Origin of the sequence: Kosakonia sp. ML.JS2a (assembly GCF_025642095.1) — a bacterium.
Taxonomy (GTDB): Bacteria; Pseudomonadota; Gammaproteobacteria; order Enterobacterales; family Enterobacteriaceae.
This window is the reverse complement of record NZ_CP106754.1, coordinates 2186676-2198932: the sequence shown is the minus strand read 5'-3', so window position 1 is coordinate 2198932 and position 12257 is coordinate 2186676. Positions and strand designations below refer to the sequence as shown.

Here is a 12257-nt window from a genome sequence, read left to right as displayed (position 1 = left end):
TGTTTTACTCCTTGTGGTGCGCTCCGTGGCTCAAAACGCTGTCTACCTTCCTGAAGAATTCCTGGCGCAAATGCGCCTCGCAATGCCGGAACATCTCTCTTTCGACGAATTCATTGCTGCCTGTCAGCGTCCGCTGCGCCGCAGCATCCGCGTGAATACGCTAAAAATCACCGTCGCGGATTTTCTGACACTGGTGTCACCCTATGGCTGGCAACTGACGCCGGTCCCGTGGTGTGCAGAAGGCTTCTGGATCGAGCGGGATGATGAGGAGACGCTGCCGCTGGGCAGTACTGCGGAACACTTAAGCGGCTTATTTTACATTCAGGAAGCCAGTTCCATGTTGCCGGTCACGGCGCTGTTTGCCGACGGCGAAAAACCGCAACGGGTGATGGATGTGGCAGCCGCGCCGGGGTCGAAAACCACGCAAATCGCCGCAAAGATGGAGAACAACGGCGCTATTCTCGCCAACGAGTTCTCCGCCAGTCGGGTGAAAGTGCTGCATGCCAATATCAGTCGTAACGGCATCCGTAACGTTGCGTTGACCCATTTCGATGGGCGCGTATTTGGCCCGGCGCTACCGGGGATGTTTGATGCGATTTTGCTTGATGCCCCCTGCTCCGGGGAAGGCGTGGTGCGTAAAGATGCCGACGCGCTGAAAAACTGGTCCGTCGCCAGCAATCTGGAGATAGCCGCCACCCAACGCGAACTGATTATGAGCGCGTTTCACGCATTGCGCTCCGGTGGGGTACTGGTTTATTCCACCTGTACGCTCAACCGTGATGAAAACGAAGCCATCTGTCATTGGCTGAGAGATCAATACCCAAATGCCGTTGAGTTTCTGCCACTGGGCGACCTCTTCCCCGATGCCGGGCGCGCACTCACCGCCGACGGTTTCCTGCACGTTTTTCCACAAATTTACGACTGCGAAGGTTTCTTCGTCGCCCGATTGCGTAAAACTGCCGATGTCGACGCCCTGCCCGCCCCCACCTACAAAGTGGGGAATTTCCCCTTCACTCCGCTGAAACCACGTGAAGCCGCATTGGTGGAAACCGCTGCGAAGTCTGTGGGGCTGAACTGGGATGATGAACTGCATCTGTGGCAGCGGGATAAAGAGATCTGGCTTTTTCCGGCCAATATCGAACCGTTGATCGGGAAAGTCCGTTTCTCCCGCATCGGTATCCGCCTCGCGGAAACACACAACAAAGGCTATCGCTGGCAGCATGAAGCCATTATTGCGCTGGCAGGACATGACAATCCCCTCGCCTTCCCACTGACGCAAGCGGAAGCCGAAGAGTGGTATCGCGGACGGGACATCTACCCGCAAGTCACGCCACCACGCGATGATGTGATTGTGACGTTCCAGGGGCAACCACTGGGGTTGGCCAAAAAAGTCGGTTCACGACTGAAAAACAGCTATCCCCGCGAACTGGTGCGTGATGGGCGCTTGTTTGCCGGGAATGCGTGACGGCGCGCAAAAAAATAGCACGTTCTGACTGGCAACTTGCTCTGTGTTGTACCAGGCTGAATTTTGGGCGACCTTACTGGTCGTACCACAATATCAGCGATCAATGGAGAGCATTATGACGAAGACCAGCGTGCGCATAGGCGCATTCGAAATCGATGATGCCGAGCTGCAAGGGGATAATCAGGGGGAACGAACGTTAAGGATCCCCTGCGATTCTGACCCGGATTTATGTATGCAACTTGATGCCTGGGATGCGGATACCAGCATACCGGCAATTCTCAACGGCGAACATTCGGTCCTGTACCGGGAGCATTACGATCAGAAGTCTGATACCTGGGTTATGCGTCTTGCCTGATCCAAAGGGAACCCGTCCGTAAGACGGGTTATTTACCCGCCTGATTTCCCCTGCCCTCATTCATCCCCTACACTTATCGTTACGTTGTACTGTACCGAGGATGGAATGTTCGCTCTGGTCTTATTCGTTTGCTACCTGGACGGTGGATGTGACGATATCGTCATTGATGTGTTCAATACCGAGCAACAGTGCCTGCGCGCCATGGACGATCAGCGTTTGCGCCACGGAGGCTGCTACCCCGTTGAAGAGTTTATTGACGGTTTCTGGCGTCCGGCCAATGAATTCAGCGATTTTTGATCACTGCACCTGAACCAGCGTTAGCGCACCGCCAAACACCGCCCCCGTATCGATATAGTGCAGATTATACGCATCACAGCGCTGCTTCAGCGGCGTATGTCCGAACCAGAAATGGTCCGCCCCGGCTATTTTTCCGCCTTTGCCGGACAAGAGCTGATTTAACCTGTCGCGTCGCCACAACACTGACTCGCGGTCTACTGCTTTATCCCACTGGTACTCCTCAGACGGATAATCGGCGTGAGCAATGACATTGATGCCGTTGTCGCAGCGCAATTCGAAGATATAGGGTAGTGCTGCACAGGTGTGCAATGCCTCCAGCGCCTGCTGCTGCTCTGCATGAGAGAGCTCTGCGAACCATCGCCCCCCGTTGAGTTGCCACATCGCCGTATCGCCGTAACGCACTGCATCAATCGCCATCTGCTCATGATTTCCGCGCACGGTTTTAAACCATTTTTTATTCAGTAACCTGAGGCACTGAAGACTTTGCGGCCCGCGATCGATCAAATCACCGACGCAAATGAGCAGATCCTGATAAGGGTCAAACTGGCGTTCGCGTAATGCCCCCATTAATTGCGGGTGACAACCGTGCAGGTCACCCACAATCCAGATATGCCGCCAGCGTGTGCCGTCAATACGTTCGTACATATTTCTCCCCCTTATTTTTAGTATAGAAAAAGCCTTGACGAAGGGAATAATATTCGGGCCATGTTAATAATCTAAATCATCCCTAAACGAAGCGTAAATAAAGTACCTGACAGCGTTAATTTGTATTTTGCGGATCTCTAAAATGAGCAGTGAAACAATAAGAGGTCCTCATCGTGTCAAATATCAGCCTGCGCACAGAACTTAATGCAAATTACAATCGGCATATTATTTCCGATTTAGTCACCGGTCGCCTTATTCCTGGCCCCATCTGGAAAAAGATCGATTATCGTATTAAGTTTCTACTACGTTCATTGCTTTTCTGGTCGCCAACGACCCGCATGCTGAACAACCTATCGCGTCGCCCGGAATTTGACCGTCTGCTTAGCGCGCAGGTAACACTGCCGAGCAAATCACATCGCCAGTATCTGACCCGCGGTCTGAATGCGGCACAGCGTGCTGATGCCATCATTGCGCATTACACCTGGCTCGACGAGCAGGTTCCTCCTGTGCTGGCAGATGCGCTGAGTGCAGCAGAATCGTGCCAGATCCTTGAATTTACAGGCAAAGATGATAGCCGTTTTTGTCTGTACGCTTCCTGTGCCAGTAAAGCAGAACGTGAGGGCGAAAGTACATTGTGGCTACGTGATGCTGATAATATCTTGCTGGCCAGTGCGACATTCAGCGTAGTGAGCGAAAACGGTCAGCGCGCGCTGGTCATTGGCGGGTTACAAGGGCCGCGTAAAAGCGTTAACCGTGATGTCATTAAAGTCGCTACCCGCGCCTGCCACGGCGTGTTCCCCAAAAAGATGTTGCTGGAAGTATTGAGCCAGCTGGCAGCACAAACTGGCGTAACGGCACTGTATGGCGTCAGCGATAACGGTCACGTCTTTCGCGCACTGCGTTATCGTTTAAGCAAAGGTCGTCATTTCCACGCCAGCTACGATGAATTTTGGGCTTCTATTGAAGGCGAAAAAGAGAATGCCTGGCGCTGGCGTTTACCCACGCAATTTACCCGTAAACCACTAGAAGCGATCGCCAGTAAAAAACGTGCTGAATATCGCCGTCGTTTTGAATTACTGGATGAGGTGACGGCGAAACTTAACCAACTGTTTCTCTGATAAATATTAAAAGGCGGAGTATTACACTCTGCCTTTTAATATCACCAACCGCTGGCTATATTTCTCGCTTGCCATCTTCCAGAAACTCCCACGCCATGCTTCAGGCGTCTCTTCACAATTTAATCACAATTTTTTAAGATTTACCTTAAGTTAACCCCATGAATTAATGATAAATTGACGCTTCCTGTCGAGGAGTTTATATGAAAAAAGTCATTTTTCTGGTTATCGCGCTTAGCGCAGCGCTTTCTCTTTCTGGTTGTATTGGCCCCTTCTGGGGACCAGGCCCTGGCGGCGGACACGGTGGTGGACACGGCGGAGCCCCAATGCAAGGACCGGGTGGCGGTGGACCGGGAGGTTGGTAAGGGAATAATGCCTGCGCACCGTATTTGCGGAAGAGACAGAACGCCCGGTCATTTCTGCGCGTTTCGTTTTAATTGCCTTTCAAACGCCAGTGCAACAGTCGCGAGATAACCGCTTGAATTCGCGCTGCCGGGCTGGTATTACTGGAGTGCCCAAAAAAAAGACCGAACACGATTCCTGTATTCGGTCCAGGGAAATGGCTCTTGGGAGAGAGCCGTGCGCTAAAAGTTGGCATTAATGCAGGCTAAGTCGCCTGGCACTTTAAGAATAGATGACGACGCCAGGTTTTCCAGTCCGCGACAAAAGTGGTCAAAAAAATCAGGTTATCGTCACGCTTCAAAATGTTAAAACCGCAAGACTTGTTAATACAGGCTTGCGGTTTTTTATTTTAAATCAGTGCGTTAATAACTGATTTTAACAAAGCGTCTCGGCCCGGGCTATAAACGGAGCAAGACTCATCTTTTCACCAGGCCGGTTGGGATCGTCAATCTGGATAATGCTAATCGGTTGACCACTGCTTTTGCCGCTGGCAACCTGCTGTTGTGCAACATCGTTCAGCGGATATTGCACCAGCGTGCTCGGGTTAATCGCGTACAATGCCTTACCCGGCCGACAGGTGAGCATCACTTCTTCACGATTAAACGCCCACTTGTCTTTACCGATTTCAAAACGGCTAACGGTGATCACCTGCGGCACCGCCAGCGCAGCGCCCGAACAGGCCAACAGTAACAATACCAATACACTTTTTTTCATTCTTTCCGCCAGGTTCAGTCAAAAAGGTTCCCAGGTTGCAAATACGCTTACCGCCGCCAGCACCAGCGCGCCGAGCCCCACTTCGGCCCATGTCATGCGTATAAACTGCAGCCGGGCAATGTCATTTTTCAGGCTCAGTCGTGGCACCAGAACATACCGATTCACAAGGGCAATTACCACCATCAGCGCCACAAGCGCACATTTCAGCAACAGCATTCGCCCCCAGGCACTGTTCCACGGCAAAACGCTCCCCTGAACCATCAGAGTATTAATAATACCGGTCAGAATAACCCCGGCGACGGCAAAATGCCCGTAGCGGGAAAAGCGCATCATTGTCGCTATCGCCGCAGCATGCCAGCGCCCACGCGCCAGTTGCATGCAAAACAGCACCGGAAGCAATCCGCCAAGCCAGACCGCAGCACAGAGCAAATGCAAAAGGTGATTACCACGTTGCAATACACCCGCCATTCCCTCTCGCATCGCAGCATGTCCAACGCCTGCCGCCAGCAAAAACTGGATAGCCACCAGCAACAGCAGTCGTTGCTGGTTCTGCGGTTGCAACAGGGCAACAGTCAGGGTTAACAAGGCCATCAGGATTTGTAGCGTCCAGACCGAACCGAACTGTGTGCCGGTCAGCGCCAGCCAGATTTCCGGGCGCAAAACATCCTGCCAGCCGTCACCCATCATTCCGCCCTGCACGCCGAATATCAGCACGGTACTCACCGCATTCAGCCACAAACAGACGTGTTGCAGCGTGCGAAAACGATGCGTCAGCAAACGGCGCAGGTTATGCGGAGCCAGCCACGCACTGAACAGTGCGCAGCCGAAAATCATCATCAGGGCTGCAAAATGAACGAATCGCAGCGCAACATACCCCGTCGCCAGCATGGTTACTTCACGGAAAATTGATACTGGCCGTGAGTTTTGTGCCCGTCGACGGAAACCACATGCCAGTTAACAGTATAATGGCCCGGCATAAGCGGCTGCTCCAGCGGCACGATCATTTGCGTTTTGTCATTCTCATTGCGTTTGATTGTGCCGGTCGTGATAATTTGTTGCTGACTCCCGGTGACGCTGATGCCGCTGAACTGCGGTTCGATACCTTCAGAAAAGGTGAGCGTTAGCGCCTGCGGTGCTGCAGTAACCTCCGCCCCCGCTGCCGGATACTGGTTTTTCAAATGCGCATGCGCCAGCGCGGCGGGAGCGGCAAAAAGCGTGGCGATCAGCGTGATCGTGCGCCAGCGGCGAACAGCAGATGTGAGCATATTGTTCATTCCTTTTTGTTATACATATGGGGCAGAGAATAACCCTGTATAATAATCGCGTCGAGTATCATCGTCGGCGTGCTTGTCTTTATGCGGCAGGCTTAGTAACTTTTGCCGCGTGAACCCAGGAGAAAATCATGACAACGAACCTTGCGCAACTTGAGCAGGACGAAATGGATAAGATCAATGTTGATCTTGCCGCGGCAGGCGTCGCATTTAAAGAGCGCTATAACATGCCTGTGGTTGCTGAAGCCATCGAGCGTGAACAGCCAGAGCACCTGCGTACCTGGTTTCGCGAGCGCTTGATTGCGCATCGGCTGGCCTCAGTGTCGCTTTCCCGCTTACCTTATGAGCCTAAAGCGAAATAACGGAGTCGGGTATGTTGCGTGTTATCGATACCGAAACCTGCGATCTGCAAGGGGGCATTGTCGAAATTGCCTCCGTTGACGTCGTGGACGGCCAAATCGTCAATCCGATGAGCCATCTGGTTCGCCCTGACCGCCCCATCAGTTCACAAGCCATGGCGATACACCGGATCACCGAATCGATGGTTGCCAACCAGCCATGGATAGAAGAGATTGTGCCGAATTATTACGGCAGCAACTGGTATGTCGCCCACAATGCCAGCTTTGATCGCCGCGTCCTGCCGGAAATGCCTGGCGAGTGGATTTGCACGATGAAACTGGCGCGTCGCCTGTGGCCGGGCATTAAATACAGTAATATGGCGCTGTATAAATCCCGCAAGCTCAGCGTGCAGACGCCGCCGGGCCTGCATCATCACCGGGCGCTTTACGACTGCTATATTACCGCAGCGTTGCTGATTGATATTATGCAGGTCTCAGGCTGGTCCGCAGATGAAATGGCGACGATTACCGGTCGCCCCGCGCTGCTGACGACGTTTACGTTCGGTAAATACCGGGGCAAACCAGTATCCGAAATCGCCGATCGCGATCCGGGCTACCTGCGGTGGTTATTCAATAACCTTGAGCGCATGAGCCCGGAACTGCGTCTGACGCTGAAACACTATTTAGGCGAAGAGTAATCCGCGCTTTGCCCCGGCAGGGTTCCCTGCGCCAGGGCTATCAGGAAGGCATATTCCAGCGCTACGCCTTCATAGGATTTAAACCGCCCTGATTTCCCGCCATGCCCGGAATCCATGTCCGTGCAGAGTAACAGTACGTTGTCATCGGTTTTATACTCCCGCAGTTTGGCAACCCATTTTGCCGGTTCCCAGTATTGCACCTGCGAGTCATGCAGGCCGGTAGTGACCAGCATGTGCGGATAGCCGTGCGCGCCGATATTGTCATAGGGACTGTAACTTTTCATGTACCGGTAGTAGGTTTCATCCTGGGGATCCCCCCACTCCTCAAACTCACCGGTGGTAAGGGGGATCGACTCATCCAGCATGGTGGTAACCACATCGACAAAGGGTACCTGGGCAATCACACCGTGAAATAACGATGGCCGTTCGTTAATTACCGCGCCAATTAACAGTCCGCCCGCACTCCCGCCCATGCCATAACAGAACAGCGGCGAACCGTAACCCAGCGCCAGCAAGCTGTCGGTAACGTCAATGAAATCGTTGAAGGTGTTTTTCTTACGAAGAAATTTGCCCTCTTCGTACCATGCCTGCCCCAATTCTCCCCCGCCACGCACATGCGCAATCGCGCACACAAAACCGCGATCAAGCAGGCTCAACCGGCTGCTGCTGAAATCGGCATCCATACTGGCGCCGTAAGATCCGTAACCATAAACCAACAACGGATTTTGCCCGGCGCGGAAATGATTTTTGTTGTACACCAGCGATACCGGCACTTCGACACCATCCCGCGCATGGATCCATAAATGCTCGCTTTGGTACTGGCTGGCGTCAAAACCCGCCACATCAATCTGCTTGATGACACGCCGTTCACCGCTGTCCATGTCCAGCTCAAACAGTGTGTCCGGGGTGGTCATCGATGAGTAACCGTAGCGTAGCCGCGACGTTTCCGGCTCGGGGTTATAAGCAAGCCACGTGACATACGCCGGATCATCAAACGCGATGCCCACAACTTCGCGAGATTTCCGGTTAATTTGCCGCAGACTGGTCAACCCGCGCTGCCGCTCTTCAACCACCAGCCAGTCGGTAAACAAGGTAAACCCTTCCAGCATCACCTGGTCTCGGGCCGGGATCAGCACTTCCCAGCGCTTTTCATCACGGACTTTGGTGCGATAGAGACCAAAGTTTTTGCCGTCCCGATTCGATCGCAGATAGAAAGTGTGCTGGTAGTGATCGAGGCTGTATTCATGGTCTTTACGCCGCGGTAAAAAACGCAGCGGTTGGGCATCGGGTAATTCCGCATCAAGAAGCAGAACTTCGCTGGTCGTGGCGCTGGCCAGATGGATGGTGATGTAGTGCTGCGAGGTGGTTTTGCTCAACCCGACATAGAACGCTTCATCCTGCTCTTCGTAGACCAGTTCATCATGTTGCGCGGGGGTACCAATAGTATGTCGCCACACCTGATACGGCAGCAGCGTGGTCGCATGTTTGCGTACATAATAGAGCGTTTCAGAATCATTGACCCAGACGAACTCTGGCGAGACGTTATCGAGCATTTCCGGATACCAGTTCCCGGTTTCAAGATTGCGAAACCGCAGGCCATATTGGCGACGGGACAGATAATCTTCCGCAATCGCCATAATGGTGTTATCCGGCGAAACGGACATGCCGCCGAGGGTATAAAACTCACTGTGCGCCGCGCGCTGGTTCGCATCAAGGAGCACCTGCCACTCATCCCACTCCGCACTGAGCGCGGACTGACGCTGATAGATAGCATATTCGTTGCCAGGTTCGTAGATATGCCGGTAACGGTAGCCATTTTTGATATAAGGCGCAGAAACCTCACGCTGCGGAATGCGCGAGATAATCTCCCCAAGCACACGGTCCTGAAGCGCCTGTTGCGACGCCATCACCTCGTGCCCGTAGCGGTTTTCTTGTTGAAGATAGTCCAGAACGTCTGGCTGCGAACGCGAGTCGTCCCGCAGCCAGTAATAATTATCGATACGAGTATCACCATGCACAGTCATAGCATGGGGGATTTTTTTCGCTTTCGGCGGCATAGCACTGTTCTTTTTAGTTTTACATACCTATAAGGGTGGCAAAACCCACGCGCGATGCAAGCGAAACGTCGCAGTTGTTATTGCGGGAGAGCATGTTTTTGCTGCTTAAGATCCTCTTCAATCCCTTCACGCACATCGGCAGGAATTTTTAGCGCATCGCCCAGTGCGTTAAGATAGCTCCGCTCCATAAAGTGATCGATATCGATAGCGGCGCAGCTGAGGAAATAGATTTCCAGCGCTTCTTCTTCGTTTGTGACACCTCGCGCCAGACGCTCTGGATCAAGAGGTTGCTCAATGGCCTGCGCGACCAGCGCCCGTCCCTGCTCTTCCACGCCCGCTTCACGAAGTTGTTGTTCGATAGCCGCGCGTTCTTTGTCATCGATATGACCATCACTTTTGGCTGCAAAGACCAGCGCCAGGATCAGGCGCTCTGTGCGCACATCTAATGGTGAATGGTGTTGACCAAACTGGGGGTCATTCTGGTGAGCATCGCGGATACGATCTTTGTATTTATTCCACAGCACGCTGCCGGCCACCGCACCGCCACCGACCAACAATGCGCTGGTACCGTATTTGGTCAGAAGTTTACGCGATGATTTACTGGCAACCAGCAGCCCGGCAAGACCACCCAGCGCTCCGGGTACCAGCAGTTTGCTTAACCCCTGCTCGCCAGAGGATGAAGATGCTGCTCCGTCTTTCTGACCAAGCAGCGATTGTAATTGATTTAACCAACTCATGATGTCCCTCGCCTACTGATAATGGTGCGCTCAGAGTAAGCGAGGGGATGTCAGGAAATGTCTGACTCTGCAAAAGATGGGAAAATTGTGTCAGTTGGGTTGCAGTTGATAGTCCGCCGTACCGGCTTTGCAGTCGATAGCCACTTTATAGTGGATATCGGTGCTTTTCCCGCGCACGGTTAACGGTACAGTCCACTTATCACCCTTGCCGACAATATCCTTGGTGCTGATCCAGGCCACCGGATCGGCCTGGCCAAGTTTTTTTTGATCGTCTGCCCAACGAACGATGCGATTTTGCAAATAGTCACGCTTAACGCTGGCGGCAATGCCTTCAGCGTTAAGCCCCTCGCACGAGGGAAATTTCACCGACTTATCGTTTGCGGCATGCGCCGCCACACTGCCCGCCAGCAAAAGAAAACTGGCGAAAACCCCTGCTATTTTCATGCTTATCTCCTGGTTTTTACCCCTTCAAAGCATGGTACAAATTACAGGCAGTGCAAGATCAGGCGACTTTTGCGCGTTTGGCTGCGCTTTTAATATCGACAGTGTCTGTCGGCTCACTCTCATCATCCGTTGCGGGAGACGCTGTCGGTTCTTGCGCTTCTGCGCCAGGCAATTTACCGGACTTAAGAATGCTGCTAAGCGCCTCTTTTTGTTCGGCAAGCCACAGCGCCATTTGGTCACGTGTTTCATCTTCCAGCGTGACCGGACCTGCGCCTAACCAGTCACCCAGCACTTCCGCCAGATCGAGCATCTTATCGTAAGCATCCGCTTCCTTTTTGCTGGCAAAAGACATTTTTTCCTCACCTTCTCTAATGACTACGTATTTAACTTCTACCGCCATGATGCAGCCTCATTTAACTGTTTATTTATACAGTATAGTAGCGCGATGAAAAAACCATCGCAAGTGATAAAAGACAGACGCAAACGTTTTCGTTTATACTGCGCGCAGTTTTTTTCCCAACGGTAAGCTGCTATGACTCTTTTAGGTACTGCGCTGCGCCCTGCAGCAACTCGCGTGATGTTACTCGGTTCCGGCGAACTGGGCAAAGAAGTGGCCATTGAGTGCCAACGTCTCGGCATCGAAGTGATTGCCGTTGACCGCTACGCCGACGCTCCGGCAATGCATGTCGCCCACCGCTCGCATGTCATTAACATGTTGGATGGCGAAGCGCTGAAGGCGCTGGTGGCGCAAGAAAAACCCCATTTCATTGTGCCGGAAATCGAAGCCATCGCCACCGATACGCTGATTGAGCTGGAAGCACAGGGCCAGCACGTTGTCCCCTGCGCCCGTGCTGCAAAGCTGACAATGAACCGTGAGGGCATTCGTCGTCTTGCGGCAGAAGAACTTCAGCTCCCGACGTCCAGTTACCGTTTTGCCGACAGTGAAGCCGCGTTCCATCAGGCCGTTGAAGAGATTGGTCTGCCGTGTATTGTTAAGCCGGTAATGAGTTCGTCGGGCAAAGGCCAGAGCTTTATTAAACGCGCTGACCAGTTAGCCAAAGCCTGGGAATATGCGCAACAAGGCGGGCGCGCCGGAGCCGGTCGGGTGATTGTCGAAGGCGTGGTCCACTTTGATTTTGAAATCACGCTTCTGACAATCAGTGCGGTAGATGGCGTGCATTTTTGCGCCCCGGTCGGCCACCGTCAGGAAGACGGGGATTATCGAGAATCCTGGCAGCCGCAGCAGATGTCCACTGTCGCACTGCAACGCGCGGAAGAGATTGCCCGCAAAGTCGTACTGGCGCTCGGTGGTCACGGTCTGTTTGGCGTGGAGTTGTTCGTGTGTGGCGATGACGTCATCTTCAGCGAAGTCTCTCCGCGCCCGCATGATACCGGCATGGTCACACTGATTTCGCAGGATCTCTCCGAATTCGCACTGCACGTGCGCGCCTTCCTCGGCTTGCCTGTTGGCGACATCCGCCAGTATGGCCCGTCTGCTTCTGCGGTCATTCTGCCTCGCCTGAGCAGTAAGAATGTGACCTTCGACAATGTGCATAATGCGGTGGGTGCAGGCGTACAGTTGCGCCTGTTCGGCAAGCCGGAAATCGACGGATCCCGTCGTCTGGGTGTAGCGCTGGCGGTGGCCGACAATGTCGAAACCGCCGTGCAACGCGCGATTGCAGCGACGAAGGCCGTTGACGTTCAGGGATAAAAAAGCCC

General features: G+C 53.3%; 16 protein-coding genes. 8 read left to right on the top strand and 8 right to left on the bottom strand.

Features of this window, described 5'->3' with window-relative positions:
* Positions 1 to 25: 25 nt before the first annotated feature.
* The 3 genes from rsmF to N7922_RS10570 all read left to right on the top strand — a co-directional run bounded on the left by rsmF (position 26) and on the right by N7922_RS10570 (position 2117).
* Positions 26 to 1465, top strand: coding sequence for a 16S rRNA (cytosine(1407)-C(5))-methyltransferase RsmF (rsmF, locus tag N7922_RS10580; protein ID WP_263100489.1), 1440 nt, complete (start codon positions 26 to 28; stop codon positions 1463 to 1465).
* Between the two features lie 115 nt (positions 1466 to 1580).
* Positions 1581 to 1820, top strand: a complete 240-nt coding sequence (locus N7922_RS10575) for a YebV family protein (protein WP_061496641.1) — start codon at positions 1581 to 1583, stop codon at positions 1818 to 1820.
* 105 nt (positions 1821 to 1925) lie between these two features.
* Entirely contained in the window at positions 1926 to 2117 is a 192-nt protein-coding gene (locus N7922_RS10570) for a YebW family protein (protein ID WP_263100488.1), read from the top strand.
* Here N7922_RS10570 and pphA read toward each other — a convergent pair whose 3' ends face one another.
* Positions 2118 to 2762: a protein-serine/threonine phosphatase gene (pphA, locus tag N7922_RS10565; protein ID WP_263100487.1), complete on the bottom strand. Its 645-nt coding sequence runs from the start codon at positions 2760 to 2762 to the stop codon at positions 2118 to 2120.
* A 173-nt stretch (positions 2763 to 2935) separates the two neighbouring features.
* Here pphA and N7922_RS10560 point away from each other — a divergent pair, with 173 nt between their 5' ends.
* Entirely contained in the window at positions 2936 to 3880 is a 945-nt protein-coding gene (locus tag N7922_RS10560) for a VirK/YbjX family protein (RefSeq protein WP_263100486.1), read from the top strand.
* A gap of 200 nt (positions 3881 to 4080) precedes the next feature.
* Positions 4081 to 4242: a hypothetical protein gene (locus N7922_RS10555; RefSeq protein WP_263100485.1), complete on the top strand. Its 162-nt coding sequence runs from the start codon at positions 4081 to 4083 to the stop codon at positions 4240 to 4242.
* A 412-nt stretch (positions 4243 to 4654) separates the two neighbouring features.
* Here the strand turns inward: N7922_RS10555 and N7922_RS10550 are convergent, their stop codons facing one another.
* From N7922_RS10550 to yobA, 3 genes are read right to left on the bottom strand one after another with little or no spacing between them, the layout of a single operon-like run.
* A complete protein-coding gene (locus N7922_RS10550; protein ID WP_263100484.1) occupies positions 4655 to 4993 on the bottom strand; it encodes a YebY family protein in 339 nt (112 codons plus the stop codon).
* An 18-nt stretch (positions 4994 to 5011) separates the two neighbouring features.
* On the bottom strand, positions 5012 to 5881 hold the full coding sequence (gene copD / locus N7922_RS10545; protein ID WP_263100483.1) for a copper homeostasis membrane protein CopD: 870 nt from the start codon (positions 5879 to 5881) through the stop codon (positions 5012 to 5014).
* A 2-nt stretch (positions 5882 to 5883) separates the two neighbouring features.
* A complete protein-coding gene (yobA, locus tag N7922_RS10540; protein ID WP_263100482.1) occupies positions 5884 to 6258 on the bottom strand; it encodes a CopC domain-containing protein YobA in 375 nt (124 codons plus the stop codon).
* Between the two features lie 137 nt (positions 6259 to 6395).
* On the opposite strand from yobA, the gene N7922_RS10535 reads away from it, so the two are divergent.
* Both N7922_RS10535 and exoX read left to right on the top strand, forming a co-directional pair.
* Complete coding sequence (locus N7922_RS10535) at positions 6396 to 6626, top strand: DNA polymerase III subunit theta (protein WP_263100481.1); 231 nt, start codon at positions 6396 to 6398, stop codon at positions 6624 to 6626.
* Positions 6627 to 6637: 11 nt separating this feature from the next.
* Complete coding sequence (exoX, locus tag N7922_RS10530; RefSeq protein WP_263100480.1) at positions 6638 to 7300, top strand: exodeoxyribonuclease X; 663 nt, start codon at positions 6638 to 6640, stop codon at positions 7298 to 7300.
* Here exoX and ptrB read toward each other — a convergent pair.
* From ptrB to N7922_RS10510, 4 genes are all read right to left on the bottom strand, one after another.
* Complete coding sequence (ptrB, locus tag N7922_RS10525) at positions 7282 to 9357, bottom strand: oligopeptidase B (protein ID WP_263100479.1); 2076 nt, start codon at positions 9355 to 9357, stop codon at positions 7282 to 7284. The genes exoX and ptrB overlap by 19 nt on opposite strands.
* A gap of 77 nt (positions 9358 to 9434) precedes the next feature.
* A complete protein-coding gene (locus N7922_RS10520; RefSeq protein WP_263100886.1) occupies positions 9435 to 10097 on the bottom strand; it encodes a tellurite resistance TerB family protein in 663 nt (220 codons plus the stop codon).
* Positions 10098 to 10184: 87 nt separating this feature from the next.
* Complete coding sequence (gene yebF, locus N7922_RS10515) at positions 10185 to 10538, bottom strand: protein YebF (RefSeq protein ID WP_263100478.1); 354 nt, start codon at positions 10536 to 10538, stop codon at positions 10185 to 10187.
* A 58-nt stretch (positions 10539 to 10596) separates the two neighbouring features.
* Complete coding sequence (locus N7922_RS10510) at positions 10597 to 10938, bottom strand: YebG family protein (RefSeq protein ID WP_263100477.1); 342 nt, start codon at positions 10936 to 10938, stop codon at positions 10597 to 10599.
* Positions 10939 to 11070: 132 nt separating this feature from the next.
* Here N7922_RS10510 and purT point away from each other — a divergent pair, with 132 nt between their 5' ends.
* Positions 11071 to 12249, top strand: coding sequence for a formate-dependent phosphoribosylglycinamide formyltransferase (gene purT / locus N7922_RS10505; protein ID WP_263100476.1), 1179 nt, complete (start codon positions 11071 to 11073; stop codon positions 12247 to 12249).
* Positions 12250 to 12257 lie beyond the last annotated feature (8 nt).